Annotated in this window: 18 protein-coding genes; 4 read left to right on the top strand and 14 right to left on the bottom strand. The window is 43.0% G+C overall.

What is annotated here, in order from left to right; all coding sequences use genetic code 11:
• Positions 1-6: 6 nt before the first annotated feature.
• From GO495_RS11415 to GO495_RS11390, 6 genes are all read right to left on the bottom strand, one after another.
• On the bottom strand, positions 7-462 hold the full coding sequence (locus tag GO495_RS11415) for a RidA family protein (RefSeq protein WP_157299798.1): 456 nt from the start codon (positions 460-462) through the stop codon (positions 7-9).
• Between the two features lie 269 nt (positions 463-731).
• Positions 732-2,219, bottom strand: a complete 1,488-nt coding sequence (locus tag GO495_RS11410; protein ID WP_240915202.1) for a SusD/RagB family nutrient-binding outer membrane lipoprotein — start codon at positions 2,217-2,219, stop codon at positions 732-734.
• A 55-nt stretch (positions 2,220-2,274) separates the two neighbouring features.
• Positions 2,275-5,712 (bottom strand): SusC/RagA family TonB-linked outer membrane protein, encoded by a 3,438-nt coding sequence (locus GO495_RS11405; RefSeq protein WP_157299796.1) that lies wholly within the window; start codon positions 5,710-5,712, stop codon positions 2,275-2,277.
• Positions 5,713-5,762: 50 nt separating this feature from the next.
• Positions 5,763-6,782 carry a FecR family protein gene (locus tag GO495_RS11400; protein ID WP_157299795.1) on the bottom strand — a complete coding sequence of 340 codons (1,020 nt, stop codon included), beginning with the start codon at positions 6,780-6,782 and terminating at the stop codon, positions 5,763-5,765.
• Positions 6,783-6,827: 45 nt separating this feature from the next.
• Positions 6,828-7,448, bottom strand: coding sequence for an RNA polymerase sigma factor (locus GO495_RS11395; protein WP_240915201.1), 621 nt, complete (start codon positions 7,446-7,448; stop codon positions 6,828-6,830).
• A 224-nt stretch (positions 7,449-7,672) separates the two neighbouring features.
• Positions 7,673-8,740, bottom strand: coding sequence for an acyltransferase family protein (locus GO495_RS11390; RefSeq protein ID WP_157299794.1), 1,068 nt, complete (start codon positions 8,738-8,740; stop codon positions 7,673-7,675).
• A 649-nt stretch (positions 8,741-9,389) separates the two neighbouring features.
• On the opposite strand from GO495_RS11390, the gene GO495_RS11385 reads away from it, so the two are divergent.
• Entirely contained in the window at positions 9,390-9,794 is a 405-nt protein-coding gene (locus GO495_RS11385; RefSeq protein WP_157299793.1) for a hypothetical protein, read from the top strand.
• Positions 9,795-9,845: 51 nt separating this feature from the next.
• Here the strand turns inward: GO495_RS11385 and GO495_RS11380 are convergent, their stop codons facing one another.
• From GO495_RS11380 to GO495_RS11355, 6 genes are all read right to left on the bottom strand, one after another.
• Complete coding sequence (locus GO495_RS11380) at positions 9,846-11,117, bottom strand: cytochrome c (protein ID WP_157299792.1); 1,272 nt, start codon at positions 11,115-11,117, stop codon at positions 9,846-9,848.
• Position 11,118: 1 nt separating this feature from the next.
• A complete protein-coding gene (locus GO495_RS11375; protein ID WP_157299791.1) occupies positions 11,119-11,676 on the bottom strand; it encodes a redoxin domain-containing protein in 558 nt (185 codons plus the stop codon).
• A 70-nt stretch (positions 11,677-11,746) separates the two neighbouring features.
• Entirely contained in the window at positions 11,747-13,423 is a 1,677-nt protein-coding gene (locus GO495_RS11370; RefSeq protein WP_157299790.1) for a SusD/RagB family nutrient-binding outer membrane lipoprotein, read from the bottom strand.
• Between the two features lie 12 nt (positions 13,424-13,435).
• A complete protein-coding gene (locus GO495_RS11365) occupies positions 13,436-17,044 on the bottom strand; it encodes a SusC/RagA family TonB-linked outer membrane protein (protein WP_205691244.1) in 3,609 nt (1,202 codons plus the stop codon).
• 112 nt (positions 17,045-17,156) lie between these two features.
• A complete protein-coding gene (locus GO495_RS11360; RefSeq protein ID WP_157299789.1) occupies positions 17,157-18,284 on the bottom strand; it encodes a FecR family protein in 1,128 nt (375 codons plus the stop codon).
• A gap of 44 nt (positions 18,285-18,328) precedes the next feature.
• On the bottom strand, positions 18,329-18,901 hold the full coding sequence (locus GO495_RS11355; RefSeq protein ID WP_157299788.1) for an RNA polymerase sigma factor: 573 nt from the start codon (positions 18,899-18,901) through the stop codon (positions 18,329-18,331).
• Between the two features lie 402 nt (positions 18,902-19,303).
• Between GO495_RS11355 and GO495_RS11350 the strand changes: the two genes are divergently transcribed.
• The gene (locus GO495_RS11350; protein WP_157299787.1) at positions 19,304-20,170 is read left to right on the top strand and encodes a CPBP family intramembrane glutamic endopeptidase; all 867 of its coding nucleotides are present in this window, start codon (positions 19,304-19,306) and stop codon (positions 20,168-20,170) included.
• A 45-nt stretch (positions 20,171-20,215) separates the two neighbouring features.
• Positions 20,216-20,632 carry a hypothetical protein gene (locus GO495_RS11345; protein WP_157299786.1) on the top strand — a complete coding sequence of 139 codons (417 nt, stop codon included), beginning with the start codon at positions 20,216-20,218 and terminating at the stop codon, positions 20,630-20,632.
• An 80-nt stretch (positions 20,633-20,712) separates the two neighbouring features.
• On the opposite strand, the gene GO495_RS11340 is transcribed toward GO495_RS11345, so the two are convergent.
• Both GO495_RS11340 and GO495_RS11335 read right to left on the bottom strand, forming a co-directional pair.
• Complete coding sequence (locus GO495_RS11340) at positions 20,713-20,859, bottom strand: hypothetical protein (protein WP_157299785.1); 147 nt, start codon at positions 20,857-20,859, stop codon at positions 20,713-20,715.
• A gap of 95 nt (positions 20,860-20,954) precedes the next feature.
• On the bottom strand, positions 20,955-22,355 hold the full coding sequence (locus tag GO495_RS11335) for an alpha-L-fucosidase (protein WP_157299784.1): 1,401 nt from the start codon (positions 22,353-22,355) through the stop codon (positions 20,955-20,957).
• Positions 22,356-22,586: 231 nt separating this feature from the next.
• Between GO495_RS11335 and GO495_RS11330 the strand changes: the two genes are divergently transcribed.
• A complete protein-coding gene (locus GO495_RS11330) occupies positions 22,587-23,441 on the top strand; it encodes an OmpA/MotB family protein (protein WP_157299783.1) in 855 nt (284 codons plus the stop codon).
• Positions 23,442-23,553 lie beyond the last annotated feature (112 nt).

The raw sequence follows: 23,553 nt of genomic DNA, 5'->3' as shown, positions 1-23,553 counted from the left end.
TTGTCTTTATAAGGCGGCGATACAGTCCATTTCCACGAGTGAGTTACCCGGCACACCACCATATACGGCAACAGTTGTACGTACAGGAGGGTTACTACCGAAACGGCCTTTATATACTTCATTCATTCCTTTATAATCATTCAGATCGTGCAGGAATACACTTACTTTCAGCACTTTCTCCATCGAAGATCCGGCCTTCTTCAATTGTACTTCCATTTCTTTCAGTACAATTTCTGTATGCGATTTTATATCCCCTTCCACGTGCGCACCGATACCGGCTATAAATACCATGTTACCATGGACCTTAAAACTGGAAAACAATGGTACGTCCTGTTCGTATATCACATTCCCTTTTACTGTTGTTTCCGGGATACCTGCTGCTTTTGCAACTGCGTTGATACCTGTGATACCTGCTACGGCAGCTATCATTTTTTTAAGTACGGATCTTCTTTGGTTTTGCATGATTGAGTAAATTTATAATTATGGGTTAAAGATTTAACGGAGCGTACATTTTGCTACAAATACGGGGCTCCTGACGGAGCCTATGCGTAGTGTAGTATATTGTTATATGGACCTTGCTAACGGAACCTGTGCAGTATGGTATTGTTGTTATACAGACGTTGCTGGTGGAGCTTATATGTAATATACCATTTTTTGTTTATAAACAGGACGCTCCTGGTGGAAGATCTGTCTGACCGGCTCCACCAGGAGCGTCCTGTTTGCAGCAATGTTTATTTACTATCCCACCATACGTGCGTAGTCATAGCATTTGGACCCTGTCTTGTTACAGCAGCCTGGAGGCTCACGCTGTTTACGCTTTCCTCGGAAGGAGGATACAGCAGACGGCGTGGAATAGTACCACCTGTAGCATTACCCGGAATATTTACCGGGGTCAGTACTGGATACCCGGTACGACGCCAGTTGGCATGTATTTCCTGCTCGTCCAGGAACATAGCGATCCACATCTGCGTACCTATCTGTGCCAGTTTCTGATCGGTAGTACCGGTCAGCGGATTTGCTGCCTGATAGGTAGCAACCCTGTCACTGGTGATCACTCCCGCAGCGCCGAACAATGACCAGTTATGCATGGAAGACGCGATGGCTTCAGAGAAGGTAGTAGCGGCATCACCGGCGTACCAGCCTCTTACTGCTGCTTCAGCCAGTAACAGTTTTGTTTCAGCAGCGCTCATCACGATGAAAGGCGCAGTGTATTGCAAAATAGTAGCCGGATTAGGTTCTGATAAGGAGCCAAAGTTATCCGGTTTTAACAGCAGGCCATTAGGCATGCCCTGTTGCAGGGAAGAAGTAGTGTCTGTTTTACCGCCTGTCCATACTACGGCCATCGCACCCATACGTGGGTCATTCGTGCTTTTCAGTACATCAATAAATGTTTTGGCATACTTTCCACCTTCTGTATTACCAGTACCGTTTGCAGCACCATAATCATTGGACAATAAGCTGGCAGCAACAGGGTTTCTGTTGGTAGTGCTGGTACCTGTATATTTCATAGTGGCAACATCTGCATCACTCGTGATCACACCACCGGAAATTGCTTTCGTTACCCATGTCTGTGCAAGGGTTTCGTCTACTTTAGTCAGGCGCATACCTATGCGCAGCATCATAGAATAAGCAAACTTTTTCCATTTTGTTACATCACCGCTGTAGATGTAGTCGCCTGCACCGAAGGTAGGCTGACTGGCATCCAGTGCCTGTGCAGATTCGTCCAGTTCTTTCAGCAGATCTGCATAGATATCAGCCTGTGCATCATATTTAGGCGTAAAGATATTGCCGGTATATCCTTTTACTGCTTCAGAATAAGGAATATCGCCGTACAGGTCCGTCATGCGGTGCATAATGTAGGCACGCATGATACGGGCGATGGATTTCTTATTTACAGAACTATCTACGGCAGTAATCACAGTCGCCATTTCAACAGCGGCGGTAGGATATCCTGTAGTGAAATAATCATAAGGGTAAGTACCCTGCTGGAAATAATATTTATCACCTATACCCGGTACATCCTTGTAGGTAGCAAAATGCTGCATAGAGCCACCGGCAAACAGCGCATCCGTAGAGAAGTAGCTGTTACCCCAGACATCCAGTAATGCCTTACTGAAGAGAAATTCCGGCTGGGCAACGGCAGAAGCATCCGGATTGATATTCATCTGCTCAAACCCCTTGTCGCATGACTGAAAAGCAAGTGTTGCTGTAACAGCCATATATATCAGATAATTAAATCGCATTTTCATAATAAAAGTGTGTAAGCATGAACAATTAGAATTTCACCATCAGGTTTGCACCGAAGCTTCTTGTACGTGGGATACCGAATGCTTCAAAACCCTGTGCATTACCATTTGTGTAGCTTGATTCAGGATCAAAGTTGTCTGTCTTCTTGTACAGTGTAAGCAGGTTACGTGCTACAAAAGAGATAGACGCACTCTGTACCACTGTCTGACCCTTTACAGGAATATTATAGCCTAATACGACCTGGCGTAATTTCACGAAACTCCCATCAAACAAAAACTGATCAGTGTAGTTCTTGGTATTATCCCAGTACAGACGCAATTCACTCACCGGTACTGTTCTGTTAAATGCAGCACCTGTTTCATCCACACCATTCAACACGATCCCTGTTTCTCTTCCTTTCAGTGTTTTCTTATGCAAACCAAAACGTGTAGCATATACATCAGAACCAGAGAACACTTTATTACCAAACTTACCATCTACCAGTACGTCCAGTGAGAAGCGTTTGTAGTTAAAAGTATTTGTAAGGCCCATTGTTAACGGAGGCACACCGTTACCGAGGTTCATCAGACCACTCTTCAGTTCATATTTGGTAGTTGAGTTATATACACTCTCCCCTTTCGCATTCTTTACAGCAGTATAACCTTTGATAGTACCATAAGATTCTCCTACCGCGTTGTGGATGAATGCCCAGCTACCTACGCTTACTGCCATTTCCAGGGTATTCAGTCCAGGTACTAATTGTATGATCTCACTCTTATTGTACGCAACATTGTAGCTAACGTTCCAGGTGAAGTTTTTAGATTTTACAGGAGTACCTGTTAACAATACTTCTATCCCTTTATTAGATACTTTACCGATGTTCAACAATGCTTTGTTATAACCGGAAGCGGTAGAGATAGTTGTTTTGAGGATATCGTCTGTTGTTTGTTTGCTGTATAAAGTAACATCAAAGCCTAAGCGGTTATTGAAGAACTGTGCTTCCAGTCCAACTTCTGAAGTAGTAGCTGTAAGTGGTTTCAGGCTCGAATTGGTTACCAGATTCTCCCCGTTATTCTTTGTAATTTCCTGTAATGCCGTACCCTGGTTACCACCCTGTACAATGCTGTAAGTCTGGTTAAGGATATAAGGGTCAGGAGTAGCACCACCTACCTGTGCCCATGAAGCACGCAGTTTGGCGAAGGTGACTGCAGATGGTAGTTTGAATGCATCTGACAGGATTACGCTGGTACCTATTGCAGGGTAGAAGATACTGTTGTTCTTAGGGCTCAGTGTAGAGAACCATTCCTGGCGACCGGTAAGGGTCAGGAATACGATAGATTTATAATCCAGGTCTACTGATCCGAAAGCAGAGTTGTTCGCCACGTTGTTCCTGGCAACCGCTGTATTGCTGGTGGTCAGGTTTGTCATGCTATAGAAGAATGGTATGATAAACTGTGTACCTGTAACAGTGGTCGCGTTTGATTTGTACCTGCGGGCATTCATACCACCCAATACATTCAAACCGATGTTGGTAAATAGTTTGGTGTTGTAGTTAGCAGTGATCATGGAGTTGGTTTCTGCTACATACGTTTTGATGGAAGTATATTCACCGGAAGCACCGTTTGTATATACAGTACCAGTAGGAATGATACCTACATAATCGTAGTTAAAGAAATCACGGCTCACGGTTCCTTTTACATAGAGGTTCTTTAACAGATCGTACTTCACGCTGGCCTGACCGATAAAGCGGTTTTTACCATCGTTATTCTGGAACTTGTTTATTACGAAATAAGGGTTGGAAGCGTATGGTGTTTCATTCCATTGTGTTTCACGACCCGTAGCATCATAACCGGGATTCAGTGAACGGATATCAACGGTGTTGGCAACCATGTAAACGCCCCAGTTGGGGTTGCCAGTGGCATCCCCTGAACTGGAGCGGTTGTTTGCATTCTCAACATTGTATTGCGCTATAGCTTCTATTGTTGTTCTTTTACCCAGTTTGGCATTCAGGTTCAGGTTACCGATCTTTTTGTTGAAATCGGAATTAGGAACGATGCTTTTGCTGCTGACATTAGACAACGAGAAGCGGAAATTCAGTGCTTCACTTCCACCGTTAAAAGCTACGGTGTTGGTATAGGTAGAACCTGTACGATAGAAGTTTTTGATATTATTTTTCTGGGGAGAGTAAGGATGTTCCTTACCATCAAACTGAATGTAAGGCAGGCCATCCATTTTGGCGCCGAATGAACGGCGGCCCCATGATACAGCCTGGCTCTGTGATGCTGGTTTTACACCACCGTCACCTTGTCCGTAAACGTATTGATAGTCCGGATATACAGCAGGTGTTTCAGCCGTGAAAGTAGTGTTGTAATCAATCCCAACACCTTTGCGTGCACGACCTTTCTTGGTAGTGATCACGATTACACCGTTGGAAGCGCGGGAACCGTACAGAGCAGCAGCAGTACCGCCTTTCAGTACAGTGAGGGTTTCGATATCGTCCGGATTGATACCGCCGATACCATCACCTCTGTCTACGTTCTGACCACCACCACCGGTAGTAGGGCTTCCACCCGGCGTAGTATTATCGATAGGCATACCGTTCACTACGTACAGCGGCTGGTTATCACCTGCCAGGGAAGTATTACCACGGATGATCACACGGCTGGAACCACCAGGGCCGCTGGCCAGACTGGTAGCATTCACACCGGCAATTTTACCGCTCAGAGAGTTCGCAACATTCACTTCACGCGCCTGGGTAAAATCACTTCCTTTTATTTCTGTTACACTATATACCAGGGCTTTCTTTTCCTTCTTGATACCTAATGCCGTTACCACCACTTCGGATAGATCTTTGTTAGATTCTTTCAGGCTGATGCTTATCGGAGCAGAAAGATCGCTCACGGTGATTTCCTGTTTTTCAAATCCTACAGAAGAGATCACCAGTACCACCGGCGCAACAGCATCTTTTATATTTAATTCAAATACACCTTCACCATTGGCAACAGTAGCAACAGAAGAATTGCCTTTCAGCATAATGGTAGCACCTGGAACGGGATTACCATCCGGACCTGTTACTTTACCTTTCAGCTTATCAGCCAGTATACTGTTGCTCAAGCCAGTATTGATCTGTGCATTATATATGGAGTATTGTGTTTTGTTGATACGCATATAAGCCAGGCCTACATCTGACAGCAGCAGTTTTAAAGCCGCTTCAGCATCCATGTTCTCTGCCTTGTCAAGTTGAGAAGTAGCAACAACTTTACCATCCAGTAAGCCTTCTTTATAAGCAATACGGATGTTCTGAAATTTTTTAAGTCTTACCAATGCATCCTTTAATGCAATAGTAGCATTCACATGTTTTACAGGGATCGTTTCTGATTGCCGCATGGCATACATTACGGGCGTCTGGGCGCTGACCGGCATAATACCGGGGATCAGGGCACAGGAAAGCAGCCCCAAAACGAGATTTTGGTTCAAAATGTTCATAGTTTTTTTTTACGTGTCCTAGTTTTTCAGCGTTACCGCTTTTTCTGCCGCTACTTAACTGAAGAGATGACTAACTCTTTATCTGATGGCTGATTGATTTTTACGTTAAGCGTCGTGGTAATTACGGTCAATAGTTCCTCTACATTGGTTACGTTAATATCACCTTCTATCTTTAGCTTTTTAAGTGATGCTTCCTTTACTTTAACAACATATCCATAGTTGTCCTGCAATGTTTCTATGATCTCGCCCAGCGTAGCATCTGTGAATGTGAGCTGCGTCTGTGTCCAGCGTTTGATTTTCTCTGGCTTGTCTAATTTTTTCGCAAGTACCAGCTGGTTGTCTGCGTACTCTATATAATCTCCCGGCTGCATTACAACAGCGCCTTTCTGATATCCTACTTTAATCTTACCTGTAATCAGTCCTACATTCGTTTTGCCATGGCGGCTCTTGATATTAAATGTAGTACCTAATACTTCTACAGTGATCCCGTTCGTATGTACTATAAATCGTTGTTCTGCTGATATTTTATTCAGGTGTTTTACATCAAACAACGCCTCTCCTTCTATCCATATCTCTCTTGGTTGTTTTTCGTTCCATACCTTATTATAGGTAATGGAAGAAGACGCATTTAATGTAACCACGGAATGGTCCGGTAATGTAATTGTTCTCTTCTCACCATAACCGGTCGCTACTATTTCCTGTGAAGATTTTGTAACCTGATTTACCAGGTAATAACCACCTACTGAAATCAGTAATACAACAGCGGCTGCTTTCATCCAGGTATTTAACCAGCGGACACGGACCACTGGTTGTGCTTCTATTGTAGCAGTGATCCTCTCCAGAAGATGTGCCTTATTATTCTTGTTTTCCCAAATTTCCTGTGAGCGATAAGTGCGGATTACGTTTACCGCAAAATCAAAGTTCTTTGCTGCAGAAGGATATAACAATGAGAAGTTACTCCAGAATTGCGCGGCAGCGGCATCCTGTTCCTTCCCGGACACCCATTTTATGAAGGCATCATCATCCAGGAAATCCTGCAGCGAGTATTGTGAATATTTGTCATTGTTCATCACCTTGTCCCCTATTTATTCTTATTATACATGACATGCTTAAAATTATCCCTCCAAAACCAAATTATTTTTTGGTAAAGTTTTACAGAGGAGGAAAAGGCAGAAGAATATGGTCAAAAAGCGTTTATCTGATACTTTTTGCAGATTGTCGAGGGCTTTATAGAGTAATTTATAAGTAGAACTCATATTGATGTCCATAATAACCGCGATCTCTTCATAGGACATTCCTTCATAGAAGCGGAGAAAGATAATCTCCTGCTGGCGTGCCGGTAAAGTGTTTACCAGTGCGATCACCTGTTTACGTAACTCCTGTTCTTCCTGCCTGAAGGAGGCATCAGGTATAAAGTTTACTTCAAAGCCGCTTTCTCCGGCCTCTCCGTCTAATTCAACAAATTTGGATAATGACTGTATCTTCCTGAAAAGCGTAGAACGCAATGCTTTATACAGGTAATTTTTTACTGATACCGGGTTACCTAGTCTGGAGCGGGTAGTCCACAACCTTACAAAGAGATCATGCACAACATCCTGGATCAGATCGGCATCTCTTGTAAACTTGCGGCCATAATTGTTCAACAGTTCGTAGAATTCACCATAGAGCGCTGTAAACGCATCCCAATCTCCCTGTTTAAACGCATTCCACCATAACACGTGACTCTCGGATTGCATTGGCAATTAAATTTTGGAAGACGATGGCTAATAATACGAAAAAATTACTTGTTCTAAGTAACATTTTTGGGGGAGCAGACAGTATGGGGGCTATTTTACTAAAATGTGAGACGCCGGGATAACCCGGCGTCTCATTAATAACTGCATTCAGAACTACCCATGATTATGACCACCTAAAAAATGTTGCTGCTTTTCACTGCGAGGTGGTACAGGGAGGACAGACGCTAGATTTTGACAATAATATTCCTTTTATACATGATCCACACCGGGATCAGCAACAGCAATACCAGCATGATGGCAGCTGCCAGTGATGCGTTATATGGTGAAAGGAAAGGCATGAACCAGGATGACGGGATACCACCAAACACCTGGGGGATCACGCCGGATAATACATAGGCTGTAATGGCGTTCCGGCCAAAAGCCACAAAAGGAGGTGTGATCTTCTTATATCCCTGTACATCTATCAGCCAGTAGCTGGTTGCCAGTCCCATACAGGCGAGGCCTGCGGTGTATAATACAAAGGAGCTGGTCCAGAGGGACTTATTAATAGGGAAGAAACTATCCCATATGAGTCCGAGTAATACTGAGCCGAACCCGAATACAAACATCCAGGTTACCTTCTCGGCATCCTGCTTGTCTTTGCGGCGGACCCAGTCGCCCACCATAATACCCAGCAATCCTGTGGAGAAGGCCGGCAGGGTACTTAAAATACCTTCAGGGTCCCATGTTTTTGATTGTGCCCAGAGGTGATGTTCTGTGAGGATGGTACGGTCCAGCCAGGCCCCCAGGTTAGTCTCCGGTTCCAGGTTGGCGGGACCTATTCCGGGAACAGGTACGAAGGTCATCAGTAAATAATAGCCTATCAGGAAGGATATACATAACCATATACGCGTTTTAGCGCTTGTTTTAAGGTATAACAGGGAGATGACCAGGTATACCACCGCAATACGGGGTAATACGCCGGGAATCCTCATATTATAGAAATCGAAGTGAGGGATGAGCCGGAACAGCATACCTATCACAAAGATGGTGATCGCTCTTTTGATAATATGCATGATCAGTTTACCATGTCCGGCGGTATCCAGGATCCTGTTACTCATTGCAAAGGCGACGGACACCCCTACCATAAAAAGGAAAAAGGGGAATACCAGGTCTGTGGGTGTACATCCGTTCCATTTGGAATGTTCCAGTGGTGCATATACGTGGCCCCAGTCTCCGGGGTTGTTCACCAGGATCATACCGGCTACGGTAAGACCACGAAAAAAGTCTAGAGATAAAAGTCTTTGTTTCATTCAATCGTTTTGTTTTATTGCAAGTGTGTCTACTTCTGAGTATAATGGCAGTTGTCCAGGTCCTGGCCTGCGACAACTGCCTGTCCCCCTCTGATCTTTTATGCTATAAATGGTAATTGTTCTAATTGAATCCCGCAAGTGTCTTAAAAATATAAAAAAATACACATTATCATGCAATTATCTTCCTGAGATCATACATGGTAGATCACTTCATGAGCCTCTTCAATTTGAATATTATGACAGATGTTGTTAATCATAAATACACTGCATCTGACTGTTTAGTTCTCTGATGTAGCTTGGGAATATAGGTTCTGGATTTGTTTTTCAATTTAACTTCACCTAATATTCACGTCAGATAAGGTGTATTTATCGATCAACAACATCTGGCGCGAAGATGATGTAATCAAACTGAGGCAATACCCGTAAAGCCGAATGAACAGTAAAAGATCTGTAAGATTATCTCTTTAAAACGAGTTCGAATATTAACTGAAATTTCAATATTACCATATCACTAAATCCCTTTTAAAGATAGGCTGGTTATCGATTTAATAAGTCGGCTTAAAATACTTAATGGAGCTTATTTTTGATTTAATTTATATTTCTCAGTTATTTAAAAAACTTATACATTCGATGAAACAAATGATTTTTTATGGGAAATGAGTTAAGACAAATTTTAGAAAAGTTCGATTCTATCGATCAGAAATTTGATTCTATCGATCGACGGTTTGATCTGATGGACAAAAAATTTGATCATATCGACAAAAAATTTGATGGTATCGACAAAAAGTTTGATCATATCGACAAAAAATTTGATGGTATAGATCAAAAATTTGATGGCATGGGTCAAAGATTTGATATTATGGACAAACGATTCGATTCTATGGAACAAAACATTGAAAGAAGGTTTGAAACTGTAGAAATGAATTTCATGGCTGTCAATACAAAATTAAGTGTTATTGACGGCCGGTTAGAAATAATTGAAGACTGTATCGAAAGAATTGAAGAATGGGTTCCTTTCAGACAGGCATCTCTTAACCTCCCTAAGAGAAACTGACCTTACACTCATTTAGCCCCTGATTTCATTTAACCCTGCGTTTTTTTGCGTCTATAGTGTGATATTCTCATCCCCTTCTTTATAAGGCACATAAATCATCAGTAAAGTAAACATCTCATCCGAGGCTCTCATATTACCGGTAGAGAAAACAATCTTGGGTGGATTATTAGGATTGAAAGGGTTACCGGCAGTATTATCATATACACCAATCATATTGATTACTGAACCTGCCGGGATCTTTATCAGTTTCTTCATCCGGTATAGCTCCTGCCATCTGAAATCCCAATCGGGTATATGTACCAGGTTAATTGTATCATTCTCCGGCGTCACTGCATAGGCATAAAACTCTTTGCCCAGATAATGCATATGCGGCCACACATACATGACAGACTGCGTTTCCTGTGTCTTTACTTTTAATGTAAATGTACTTACCTGTTTGGCAAACAGCACAAATTTAGGCTTGATATCCCGCTCTGCAATTCCTCCGGAACCTAAACTGATAATACGTACATTCCTTTCAACAGGTTGCTTTTTAAAGAACAGCTTTACACCTAACATTGATTCCTCACTAGCCGCAATAGCAGAATAATGCACGGTTAAAATCAGTACCCCTCTTTTGGGTAGTACCCATCCGAACTGCTTAGGGTAAAACTCATTGGAAGTTCCAGGTATCCAGCCTGAATAATATACCATCGACTTTTCCAATGGCACGTATTTCTTATTCTCTATACCGGCAGTATCGGTATCTGTATCAATCATCCAGGGACCATCATGAATATCCTTATCCGGCACTGCATAAAAACCATAATTAAGATGATGGATGATCTTCTTATTATTGGCATACAACTCTACTCCTTCTATATTCTGTGTATCTGCTAATTCAAAAGGGACTTTAAATACTACGAACTTCTCCTCATTTGTACCCCTCACTAAAAACGTGGAATCTATTTTTAAAAGCAGATCGGGTGCACGGTTCAGTACTTCATTATTATTCGTTGCTGCTTTCTTTTTTTTATCAGGTGCGTTGTCTGCAATCCAGTTAAGGATCGTTGTTTTCTCCTCTGCTGTCAGTGACCTGTTATTGCCAAAATCCCTGTAGTGTGCATCTGCTCTCCAGGGTGGCATGTAATTGGTTTCAACAACATGTTTGATAAAGGATGTACGCTTTTTGATGCTTTCATACGTTTCGAGAGAAAACGGCGCATCTCCACCACTGCGGTGACAGTTAGTACATTTAGCCGTGATAATTTCCTGCGCGTTCATCTGGCCAAAAGTGATATGGCTGATGCCAATTAAAGTTATCAGTAAAAGGAATATCCTCATATTAGTTATCGTTGATAAAACATCCGATTGGTTGTGTATAAGCAGGATTGGCAGGCACGCCATCCAAAGTATGCACGATCGCATCATCCAGATAACTGACCGTTGCCTTTTTTGTATTCTTCCCTAATCCTACTACCCAGTTATCTATCGCTCCACTATATTTTAAACTACGTTTTTCATCATATAAAAAAACTTCAGGGGTTACTGTAGCATGGATGGTAGTCGCGAGTAATTTCTTTTTATCCGTTAATAAAGTAAAACTGATCGCGTACTTTTTCCGAAAGGCAATATACTCTTCCTTTGTATATGCGTTTCCCGGGAAAACACCTACAATCGTTACTACATCATGGTATTTTTGAGAGAGTTGATTGAGGGTAAGTGTGTAGTTCTGGCATAATGGGCATTCCGGCGACAACCATACTATCACCAGCATTTTAGTAGATACCTGTTTTAATAAAAAGTCCTTCTCCCCCGAAATATTCTCCAGTTGAATCGTATTGATCTTCCTGTCCTGTGCATGTAGCTGCAGGTATAAGAGCATCATCAATATGGACAGCATAGTTTTGTGGTACATAGCGTAATAAGCAGAAAGCCCCTTCCGGAGCTTTCTGCAATATAATATAATTAAATTATTGAACATCCCACCATACTCTGCCGGTGATGTCATCGGGTGTTGAGAACCCCGGATCTTTCAACATATCTTTAATGGCATCCAGTGCATTCTGATAATTTAAACTTGTAATAGAAGGATATGTTACAACAAAACGACGAGGCATTGGCAATGCCGTATTATCCTGAGTAACTGTTTCCAGTTTCAGGATAGTACCTGTTATTGAAGGGAAGCCGGTCCTTTTGATAGTAGCCCATGCTTCATTCTGGTTCTTGTAACAGTTGAGATATTCCTGTACACTGATCTGTTCCAGGGCATGAGCCGGGTCATATACTACACCAGGTTGTGCCTTGTAGTTTGTTACTTCAGCGCCTGTTAATGGTGTATAATTTACTACTGCTGCTTTTGACCCCATATCATCATAGATAGCAAGGGAAGCATCGATACCGTTGTAATACCATGTTTGTGCATCTTCTGTGGTTGCTCCTGTTACCGCTAACTCTGCACGCATAAAACATACATCCGCATACGTGATGATAGGAAATACGATTTTATTCTTGCTGGTAGAATTGTAATACAGGTTAGGCTGGATGAAAGAAGAATACCTTACAGTTGTTGAAGCTCCCTGATAACTGAATACCAGATCTTTAAAATAATAGCCATAGTTAACATCTGTATTAGCGCCCGGATTGGCAAATTGTCCGCGGTAAAGTTGTCCGTCCCAGGCCAGTGTAGCAGGCAGTACACCTTGCGCTTTGGCAGAGTCGAACATATCTTTGGTAAGCGGAGCTTTCTGGAATAATGTACGGATACGGGGATCAGCAGTATTCCACATAAAGTCCACCAGGTTCTTTGCACCGGAAACGTCACTGTTACTCTGAGGATTGTAGTTACCTCCTGATGAGAAGTCGGTACCACCTACAAACTTCCAGTCTTCAGCAGTGCTGCTGATCAGGCCACCATCATCGGCCAGGATCTTTGCCACCAAAGTTTTCATCTTCGCAGGATCTCTTTTTGATAATCTCATAGCGATCCTTAAACGGAGACTGTTAGCCGCTTTGATCCAGCTCGCTACTTTCCCTGCATAATACAGGTCGTAGTTAGTGATGTCTGTCTGGGTAGCAGCTGGTGTTGTTTTCAATATAGCTATACTGGCAGCCAACTGATTTTCCAGTGTATCGTACAAAGCAGATTGCGAATTGTAAGTGGGTGTCAGTAAGCCGGTATACCTTGCTTTGAATGCTTCGGTATAAGCAATGCTACCCTGAACATCTGACACATAGAATGCATAATAAGCCAGAGGGATACCTGTGATAGCACGCAGGTAAACGTATTTCTGTTTTTCCACATCCGGCAATGCATCTATCAGGTGCATTACATCTACCAGTTTGCTTCCTACATTGTTGTAGAAGTTGCCATAACGCTGGTTGAGGTTTCCTGAACCGTTATAAACAGTACCGGCATTACCTGTACGTGTAACGAAGCTCTGTGTCCAGTAATACATGGCCCTGTTGTAATCGTAATAATACTCGAAGTCATTGCTATTGATGTTTAACAAAGCAGCAGTAAACTCATACTCCGGACGGATAACAAGTACGTCATCCGGATTAGTATTCATCTCTGCGAATTTATCACGGCTACATGAAGTGAAAAACACACCCAGCAGCAGGATGATCGTTATATGTTTTAAGCGCATAATTTTAAATTTTTAGAAACTGCCATTAATAGAAAATCCAAAGCTGCGGATATAAGGCATTGCAGACCCTTCCGTCATCGCATCAGATCCGGTACTGTTCAGGTTCTCAGGATTGATATGATCCTTTGCACTGTTGTACAGGTACATCAGGTTATTACCCATTACTGTTACCCTTAAACCATTTAGTTTAAGTCTGTTAACCAGCTTAGATGGCATATCGTAAGTAAGACTTACCTGCTGCAGGGAGATCCATGAAGAAGTAAACATAGATGCTTCCCTGATACCATTCGCCCAGCTGTGGGTATTCTGATATAAGGAGGTAGCGGCGGTAGGATTTACCCAACCTTTATCATATGCTTCTTTCATACTTACACCGGAGAGATCGTGCGAAGCACCATCAAGTCCTACCAGCACTGTACCTTGTTTGTACACACCGTCCAGGATCACACCATTTTCCAGTGCAGTACCAGCGGCATTGGTGAAAGCCAGTCCACCAGTTGCCTTTGTTCTGTAAGGCAGGGTGCTCTCGATGCTACCTAACCATGAACCCAGATCATGCGTTGTCGAATAGATAGTACCACCAATTTTGCTGTCCATTACAAAACCTAACTGCCAGTTCTTGTAATTGAAATTATTGCGCCAGTTACCCAGGAAGTCTGGTGTGATATGGCCTACTACGGGTTGCTGTGAAGCGCCCTGTGTGTAGTTCTGTGCTCTTACATAAACGGAAGAACCTTTGGAATTGGTCATATTCAGTACGCGCTTGCCATTAGATGCTGCATGGGAACCATCTGAGTCCTTATAGTATGCATATCCATAACCAGCGATAACAGTTCCATAGTCGCCGCCCTTTTTGGCAATTACCTGGTAACCATCACCATAACCCAGTGATACATAATCAAGGTTATAAGGAAGTGTTAACACTTTGTTTCTGTTACGGGTGTAATTGAAGTAAGTATCCCAGGTAAAGTTCTTCGTTTGAACGGGTGTTGCATTCAAACGGATTTCCCATCCCTGGTTGCGCACTTTACCACCATTGATCAGCGTAGCAGATACACCTGATTCTATAGGTGCAGAGAAGCTGATGATCTGACTTTTGCTATCCTGGGAATAATAAGTGATATCAGCACCTAAGCGGTTTTTGAAGAACTTTGCTTCCAGACCAGCTTCCAGTTTGGTAGAACGGGTTGGGGAAAGAGACTGGTTAGGCAATGTGTTAGAGCTGAATTTATAGTTTACAACAGATGCACCGTTTGCACTGTTATAAGGACTGTTAGCCGAATAAGCACCTGTATTGGCAGTATAAGTATTTGTACCACCACCTACGCTGGCATAAGACAAACGCAGTTTACCATAATCAAATGCTTTTGGCATTTTAAAGGCATCGGTGAATACCCACGCCACATCCACACCGGGATAGAAGTAAGAATAGTTACCATGACCGTCATTGTATACCAGGGTAGAGTTCCAGTCATTCCTCGCATACAGGTTCAACGTAAGGTAATCGCGGTAAGTTAAGCTACCCTGACCAAACGCTGAAGTAGTTTGCTGCTGATTAGGAGCATACTCTGTCACATTCGCTTTCCCATTGGAATTGGATAAACGATAGATATCAGGAAGTACGTACCCGTTCATAGAAGCATACATGCTTTTTGAAGTAGATTTCACTATTTCACCACCCGCCTGCAGTAACATGGTAAAGTCCCTGTTAACCGTAGTGTTGTAGTTTAAGTTAGATCTGTAACGTTCTACTCTTGTATTGGAAGTAGTGGTTTCATAAGCAGGGCTTCCAAAACCAACATCCTGTCCTCTTCTTTTATTTTCACCATTGATACCGATGTAATTCACACTCACGTTACCCTGCCAGTCTAATCCCTTTAACAGGGTAGCTTTCAGGTCAACACTACCACGGAAGTTATTTTCTACCTGTGTATTGCTGTTCTGGAACAGGCTGTAGAAAACGTATGTTAATCCGGTTGGATCGTTCGCATTTACACCACCATTTTCTTCATCTATATAATGAGACATCCAGTACTTGGTATCGTAGTTCCTTGAACCACCATATACGAAGTTACGCAGTGTACCATTGCTTCCCACGTTAGCAGGGTTCCTTCCGTTGCTTTGTACATAAGTAGCATTTGCATCTACCAGCAGTACACCTGCCAGTCTCTGTGTAGCCCTGAACGTGAGGTTATTCCTTTTCAGGTCGTTATTGGGAGTAACGCCTTCAGAGTAAAGGTTCGAATAAGCCAAACGGTAAGTACCTCTTTCCGTAGCACCGGACACACCCACATTATAGTTACGTGTAACACCGGTACGGAATGCATCCAATGCGTTGTGAGGACGAGGGTTATTCAGGATTTTCTTGCCTGTGATATCGGTTACCGGCTGGCCTGTCATTTCAGGACCAAAATTATAGAAGTAGTTAGCCGGATTGATAGACAGATTACCGTCTGCATCTTTTAAAAAGTCATTCAATCCAAACCCACCACCATACTTATTCTGCAGATCTACCGTCTTGTAAGGAGTTGCATATAGTACATCTGCGGAGAAAGAAACACCGAGTCCTTTCTGGCTGTATCCTTTTTTTGTTTTGATCAGGATAACGCCATTGGATGCACGACTACCATACAATGCGGTTACTGCACCACCTTTTAAGATACTGATAGATTCAATATCATCGGGGTTGATATCTTTCAGGATATTACCAAAGTCCTGATCGCTGGCTTTGTTTGGCGTCACCACGTTCTGGTCCATCACGATATCGTCCAGTACGATCAGTGGCTGGTTACCGTAAGGGTCCAGAGAAGAACTACCTCTTATCAGGAAGCGGGTGCTTGCCTGTGGGCCACCCACGCCGGACTGCACCTGCAAACCTGCCACCATGCCTTGTAATGCAGCAATAGGGTTGATAGGGTTTGCACGTTTGATATCTTCACCGGATACCTGAGTAACAGCATATCCCAGGCTTCTCGTTTTACGGCTTTCACCGAAACCGGTTACTACTATTTCAGATAATGCACCCGCTTTGGATTGCAGCTGAATCTTCATCTGGCCATTGCCATTCGCCGCTACTTCTTTAGCTTCCATCCCTACGAAAGAGAACACCAGGATAGCGCCAGGAGTAACATCCAGTGAAAAGGAACCGTCAGCAGCAGTGGAAGTACCTGTAGTAGATCCTTTTACACGTACAGAAACGCCAGGTAATGCATTCCCTTTTTCATCACGTACCACACCGGTTACTTTTTCCTGTGGGGTTGCCATTGTTACCTGTACAGGTTCTGTTACCGGTTTATGACTTACGATGATGGTTTTATCTTCTATAGTATATGTGAGTGACTGATCTTTTAAGCACAGGCTCATGACCTGGGCTATTGTTGCATCTTTTACGGAGATGTCAACGGGAGGGGCATTTTTAAGCAGTTTATAATCGTACCAGAAGAGGTAACCAGTTTGTTGTTTAATTACTGCGAATATTTTTTCCAGAGGTACATGTTTACCGGTATAGGTAATGTTCTGCGAGTAGCCATTTGCATTGATCTGCAGGCTAAAAACAAGCAGTAAGAGTACAGTAAAGAAACGGTATCCAGGCCTGGTTTTACCGCGCATGGGCATATTCATACCTTGATGAGTTTTTGGTTAATAAAATTGTCTTCATGATGGTGTGGATAGGTATAAGTAAGGGGACTTAACCTGTTAAGTAGATTTTGTTCATGTATTGTCAGATTTTGGTTTATTCTTTTACTGTGATCTTTCTACCCTCTACGGTAAAATGTACCTGACTGCGCTCCAGTATCTTCAGGATTACTGACAGATTCGCGTTCTTATCTAACTGCCCGACAAACATGAAATCAGGTACCTGATCTTTATACACTACTTCAATATCATACCAACGGGACAGCTGGCGCATTACACTTTGCAGATCGGCTTTATTAAACTGGAAATAGCCATTTTTCCATGCAAGTGCGCTTTCTATATCGGGGTCTGCTACCAGTTGCAGATTACCATTGATTGATAATTCCGCCTGTTGTCCAGGCTGGAGTTTTTGGGAATGTCCGTTTCCGGATACGTTTACGGCACCTTCCAGCAAGGTTGTCTGAATGCTCTTTTCATCCGGGTAGCTCATTACATTAAAGTGGGTACCCAGCACCTCTACTTTCATCCTGTTTACGTTGACGATAAACGGTTTGGCCTGGTCCTTTGCTACTTCGAAATAGGCTTCGCCGGTCAGTTCCACCTGGCGGTCGTTTCCTGAGAATGCGGTAGGGAAGCGCAGAGAAGAAGCGGCGTTCATCCATACTTTGGTCCCATCCGGTAATACGATCTGGAATTGTCCGCCCCGGGGAGTGGTGATTTTATTATATGATACCTGCTGCGGGATTATACCTTTTGCCTCGTAAGCCAGTTGCCCGTTGTTCAATTTCAATATCGTGGTTGCTCCCTGTTTCCCCAACGCCCCGTTTCCGGCGCTGTCCAGGCTGATCTGCTTACCATCGCCCAGGGTGAGGATGGCGTGATTACCACCTGGTGCTACATCGTTTTTAAAAGCCAGTGTGGCCGTATGCTGTACAGATTTGTGGAATATCAGTTTAGCGCCGCCTGCCATTAACAGTATAATGATCACAGCTGCTGCCGGCCACCAGAGACGTCTTTGCCGGTGTTCGGTGATAGCAGCGAATATTTCATCTGCCTTTTTATCTGACAGCGCAGTATCGGGGGTAAAATTTTCCCAGAGTTCCTGCAATGACGCATCCAGGTCAGCATCATTTGCTGACTTTGCAAGTAATTCCTGCAACTCCGTAATTTCCCCGGGTGTTGCGGTTCCATTAAAATGCTTTTCCAGAAGCTTTTTTAGTGACATCTTACTATTATGACAAACTGCTGAGAAGAAAGGAGTAGTCGGATTTAAAAAAACTTTACGATAATGCCTACGATCATTACAATGTCTGCTTTATCCTTTAAAGCGGCTTTTAAGGTCTGTGTAGCCAGACTTAGGTGTTTCTTCACTGTTCCTATTGAAATTGACTGCTGACGGGCGATATCCTCATTGGAAAGCCCTTCGAAACGACTGAGTGTGAAAATCTTCTTTTGTTGCGGGGGAAGTTTACCTAACTCCCTGGCTAATAATGACTGTAAGTTTTTAAAATCTACCTCCTTTTCGGTGCATTCATCGGATTGGGGCTGTGTTGAAGTAATCTGGAACAGTAATGCTTTACGATAGACAATCTGTTTGGAGAGGTTAAAAGCATGGTTCCTGGCGATAGTGAACAGGTAGGCATCGAAGTTTCTGATATCTGCCAACTGCTCCCGCCCTATCCATATTTTTAAAAAGACTTCCTGTACGATATCTTCTGCTAGTGTACGTTCATTGGATAAGCGTAACATATACGCATAAAGTTTATCGCGGTGTGTATCAAACAGCACCCGGAAAGCCCTTTCATCACCTGCAATCACTTTATCCAATAATGTATTATCCATGTTCTTTCATAAACGGAAGGGAAAATTCGTTGTACCGGCTATCTGAATCAAATATCGGGAAAAAAAGAGGAAATCTCAGTACTGCCTGATCTGATCTATTATTAACCTCCACCAGGTAGTGACTCAGGTCGAATGTTATTACAGCCTGGATTGCCAGATGTTGTTGGTCCATAAATACACTGCATCTGACTGTTTAGTTCTCTGATTTAACTTTGGAATATGGGTTCAGGATTTGTTTTTCAATTTAACTTCACCTAATATTCACGTCAGATAAGGTGTATTTATGGACCAACAACACCTGGCGCGAAGATCATGTAATCAAACTGAGGCACTACCCTTGTCCGGTCAGCATGCGATAAATATAGTAATTTTCATATCTTGTTTATACTAAATTTCACTACCATGAATCAACCTGTTAACCAGACACGTAAAGCTATCTTCCTGTTCCTGTTTTTTACTTTTGCCATCAGTTCCATATTTTATGCAGAGATCATTCATACGGGCAAGGTAGGCAGCGCGAAAGGACTATTTGTGACAGGTTTGATGTGGAGCCCTGCTCTTTCTGCATTTATCACTTCCCTCCTCTTAAAAAGAAAAATATCTGATCTGGCCTGGAAATGGGGAAATCCCACCTACCAGTTATGGAGTTATCTCACTCCTCTTCTTTATACTACTCTTGCGTACCTTATCATATGGCTGACAGGCTGGGGCGGGTTTTATAATAAAGAGTTCGTTAAACAAATTGCCGAGTCATTCGGGGCAGAACATTTACCTGGTCCAGTGGTCATCCTGCTCTATTTCATCCTTTATAGTTTTTTTGGGATGGTAAGAAGTATGGCTACTGCAACAGGTGAAGAAATAGGATGGCGGGGATTTCTGGTACCGGAATTATACAAGATCACCGGTTATACCCAGACATCACTGATTACAGGTTTTATCTGGGCCTTATGGCATGTTCCTATCCTTCTTTTTGCGGATTATAACAGCGGCACTCCCGCATGGTATGGTTTAAGTTGTTTTGCAGTGATGGTGATAAGTTCGAGTTTTATATTCACCTGGTTCCGCCTGAAATCAGGGAGCCTATGGACAGGCGTGTTACTGCATGCCAGTCATAACCTGTTCATCCAGACCTTCTTTACGCCGTTAACTGTTGATACCGGTAAGACTAAATATTTTTATGATGAGTTTGGCGTAGTACTGCCAGTGATAACGTCACTGCTGGCCATTTACTTTTGGAGCCGGCGCGGAGAATTAAAGTCTGATTCTTAAAACTGGTACGATTTTGTGAGCCTTATCTGCATAAACTGCACAAAAATGACAGATTCCCAGAAAGACTTAGCCATCATTGCCGGAGTAAGCGCCATTGCTGGTGCAAGGGCAGCACTCACGCCTGCTTTGCTGTTCCCCAATAACAGTGTATTTACGTTGATGGCTGCCGGAGAACTTTATGTTGACAAATTACCCGGTATTGGTGACCGTATCGCAAAAGAAGGACTGATAGGCCGCAGTGTTTCGGGCGCTATTACAGGAGCAGTAGTAAGCCACCGAAGACGCAGAAATCCCTGGCTAGGCGCCTTAATAGGCGCAGCAGCGGCTGTTACCGGCGCCTACATCACCTACTATGCAAGAAAACAGTTCGGTAAAAGAACCGGCAGTCCAGATCCTGTGGCAGGATTGGTAGAAGACGTAGCTATGATTTGTATTGGCAGCCTGCTGCTGGAAAAGAAATAAACAAAGCCGGAGATATTCCCCGGCTCTACCAGTACTAAGTGATTGTGAAAGCTGGCACAATTGGAACTGAACATAAAAAATCATTTCCTTATTGTTCTCATTTGTACAAATACCAGTACAGCATCGTTATAAGGAACGGCTATATGAAAACTATCATCGGCTGCTTCTTTTGATGCACCTTCAATCTGTACACTCATACCGGTTAAAGCCTGCCCTTTATCATCCATCGCCTTCCATGTTTCTGATGTTTTAACTATTATTATAAAATAAAAAACCCGGCTTCTTCAGAAGCCGGGTTGTATGCTATAAAGAGCAAGTCTATCTATCTTCTTTCATCATACACGCCTACTTCTGCTATAGCAGGAGCTGCGCTTGCTTCATCTATGAGGATACGCACACGGCCACCCCATACCCTGTCAAAACGGTGTATTTTCACACGACCTTCTGTCTTGCTTGCAGGCAAAGGTTTCCAAACACCATTCTCATTGTACTCTAAGCGATACTTCTTAATATTATTACCATCTTCTACAATGGTCACCATATTAAAGCTCTTATCCTTATCGAAATCTATTTCATACCATGGCTGTTTCACTGTTGGGTTAGACTGCCAGCTGCTTCTGAAATCATCATCATTCGCAAAGTCCATGATGTTCATATCATCGCTCCAGCTGGAATTTGCCGGTTGATGTTTGGCAATGTTGGAAGAGATGATAGGCGATTCTGCAGGAGCCAGTGCAGGCAAAGGCCCTTCCGGTTTCCACATTTTACCTATTTCTTTTAACGCAGCTACTGCATTATCATCAATCAGACCTTCACGGTTAGGCGCTACATTCAGAATGAAGTTACACCATACCTTGTTTAACTCTACCAGGTTGTTGTTCACCAGTTTCACAGGATCTTTTACAGGTGTAGCCGGGAAATTCGTTTTCCAGAACCAGGCTGAATTAATTGGCAGACAGGATAATGCAGGCAGTTTGTTGCTTTCTTTTGAAATGTGCTGACCGGCACCCTGTTCGTAAGACTTGATATCTGTGTAGAACAATGCTTCTGTCGGATATTTGGCCGCATTCAGGTCCATCACCAGGCAGTTAGGCTGCAGAGTTTTGATCAGGCGGTAAATCTCTTCAAAAGGAACATCATCATAAGAGATCCTGGACCATGGAGCGTCCCATCCGTCTATGATCAGCGCAGTGATCTCTCCATAGTTAGTCAGCAGTTCTGTGAGCTGCGCCTTTACCATTTCGATGTGCTTGTGCGTGATCTGGTTTGGACGCAGTTTGTGATGTGTGTCCAGGATGGAGTAATACAACATCACTTTCAGACCTTTCGCCCTGAATGCAGTGGTGTATTCTTTTACCACATCTCTTTTAAGAGGGCTGTTCATCACATTGTAATCAGTTGTTTTTGTATCCCAGATACAAAAGCCGCTGTGATGTTTGGTGGTCAGACAACCATAAGACATATTAGCTGCCTTGGCGGTTGCCGCCCATTGATTACAATCCAGTTTGGTAGGATTGAATAAAGATGCCGGCGCTTCCGGATCAGGCCAGTCCTGATTTGCAAAAGTTGGGATGTTAAAGTGAATGAACATACCAAAACGCAGATCAACGAATTGCTGCTGTAAGGTTGCCAACGGCGTAGCCGCCTGCTTTACCTGCGCGTTCATTAAGGCAGGAGTTAGCAAAAGCGTAGCTAACAGAATGTGTAATGAAATTTTCTTCATGTGTTATGAGACCTAAGTACGTGGTGAAAAAAAGTAATCTAATGGACTAAAATAAATGAAACATTGCTGGGATACCAGTGTTGCGAATACACTATAAATAAATGCGAATTTCTTATTAGTCAGCGACTTTAACAATATTACAGCACAATCCGCTATAGAATGGCTTGGTTTTGGATTAAACTGAGGTGTAGTACAGTCAAACAAGCGAATTATTATATAAATACAATACATATGAAACTTAGAGACATCTTATTAGCGTTATCCCTTCCGGTTATCTTATTTTCCTGCGTACCCACCAGGAAATTTAAAGCTTCGGAAGCTAAATACTCTGCTTTATCCAGTCAATATGCTGATTTGCAGAGTAAACTACAGGACTGCCAGCGTACCATGCGCGACTCTACGGAGGCGTACAACCGCAGAAGTACTGTAAATGAGGAACGTGTAGAAGGACTGAAACAGAATAACAGTGTATTACTGAACCAGTTGAAAGATCTTTCCGTAATCACCGGATCACAGGCAGAAAGCATCAAGAAATCACTGGATAATATAGGTGCAAAAGATGCTTACATTCAGGACCTTCAGTCTGCTATTGCCAGAAAGGACTCTCTGAATATGGCCCTGGTAATGAACCTGAAAGGTGCTATTGGCAACCTGGATGACAAGGATATCAACATTAAGGTAGAAAAAGGTGTTGTGTATATTGATATATCCGATAAACTGTTGTTTGAAAGTGGTAGCTATGATGTAACTGCCCGTGCAAAAGAAGTACTGGGTAAAGTAGCCAAAGTACTGAACAACCAGCCTGAAATTGAATTCCTGGTAGAAGGTCATACAGACTCTAACCCATACAGGAAAGGTGTGTTACTGGACAACTGGGACCTGAGTGTGAAGAGAGCTACTGCTGTTACACGTATCTTACAGAATGATTATGCTATCGCTCCTGCACGTATCACCGCAGCAGGACGTAGTGAATATATTCCGGTATCAGGCAATGATACGCCGGAAGGACGCGCAGCTAACCGCCGCACACGTATCGTGATTTTACCTCAGCTCGACCAGTTCTTTAAGTTACTGGAAAGGAAATAACTATATTCCCTCTTAACGAAAAGGCCTCCTTATTGGGGGCCTTTTTTTGTTTTATGCATGATGATGCATGCTTATGCATCATCCATACAGGGTTCATGCTTAAACCATGCAT

Source organism: Chitinophaga oryziterrae, from assembly GCF_009758125.1.
GTDB lineage: Bacteria > Bacteroidota > Bacteroidia > Chitinophagales > Chitinophagaceae > Chitinophaga > Chitinophaga oryziterrae.
Note: the sequence above shows the minus strand (reverse complement) of the source record. Positions and strands in the feature narration are given on the sequence as shown.

Coding starts and splice junctions, on each gene's coding strand:
- GO495_RS11370 (WP_157299790.1), bottom strand. CDS start 13,423: ATGCGCTTAAAACATATAACGATCATCCTGCTGCTGGGTGTGTTTTTC.
- GO495_RS11340 (WP_157299785.1), bottom strand. CDS start 20,859: ATGGATGATAAAGGGCAGGCTTTAACCGGTATGAGTGTACAGATTGAA.
- GO495_RS11400 (WP_157299795.1), bottom strand. CDS start 6,782: ATGAACAATGACAAATATTCACAATACTCGCTGCAGGATTTCCTGGAT.
- GO495_RS11415 (WP_157299798.1), bottom strand. CDS start 462: ATGCAAAACCAAAGAAGATCCGTACTTAAAAAAATGATAGCTGCCGTA.
- GO495_RS11405 (WP_157299796.1), bottom strand. CDS start 5,712: ATGAACATTTTGAACCAAAATCTCGTTTTGGGGCTGCTTTCCTGTGCC.
- GO495_RS11390 (WP_157299794.1), bottom strand. CDS start 8,740: ATGAAACAAAGACTTTTATCTCTAGACTTTTTTCGTGGTCTTACCGTA.
- GO495_RS11330 (WP_157299783.1), top strand. CDS start 22,587: ATGAAACTTAGAGACATCTTATTAGCGTTATCCCTTCCGGTTATCTTA.
- GO495_RS11375 (WP_157299791.1), bottom strand. CDS start 11,676: ATGCTGTCCATATTGATGATGCTCTTATACCTGCAGCTACATGCACAG.
- GO495_RS11385 (WP_157299793.1), top strand. CDS start 9,390: ATGGGAAATGAGTTAAGACAAATTTTAGAAAAGTTCGATTCTATCGAT.
- GO495_RS11380 (WP_157299792.1), bottom strand. CDS start 11,117: ATGAGGATATTCCTTTTACTGATAACTTTAATTGGCATCAGCCATATC.
- GO495_RS11410 (WP_240915202.1), bottom strand. CDS start 2,219: ATGGCTGTTACAGCAACACTTGCTTTTCAGTCATGCGACAAGGGGTTT.
- GO495_RS11365 (WP_205691244.1), bottom strand. CDS start 17,044: ATGAATATGCCCATGCGCGGTAAAACCAGGCCTGGATACCGTTTCTTT.
- GO495_RS11335 (WP_157299784.1), bottom strand. CDS start 22,355: ATGAAGAAAATTTCATTACACATTCTGTTAGCTACGCTTTTGCTAACT.
- GO495_RS11350 (WP_157299787.1), top strand. CDS start 19,304: ATGAATCAACCTGTTAACCAGACACGTAAAGCTATCTTCCTGTTCCTG.
- GO495_RS11395 (WP_240915201.1), bottom strand. CDS start 7,448: ATGCAATCCGAGAGTCACGTGTTATGGTGGAATGCGTTTAAACAGGGA.
- GO495_RS11345 (WP_157299786.1), top strand. CDS start 20,216: ATGACAGATTCCCAGAAAGACTTAGCCATCATTGCCGGAGTAAGCGCC.
- GO495_RS11360 (WP_157299789.1), bottom strand. CDS start 18,284: ATGTCACTAAAAAAGCTTCTGGAAAAGCATTTTAATGGAACCGCAACA.
- GO495_RS11355 (WP_157299788.1), bottom strand. CDS start 18,901: ATGGATAATACATTATTGGATAAAGTGATTGCAGGTGATGAAAGGGCT.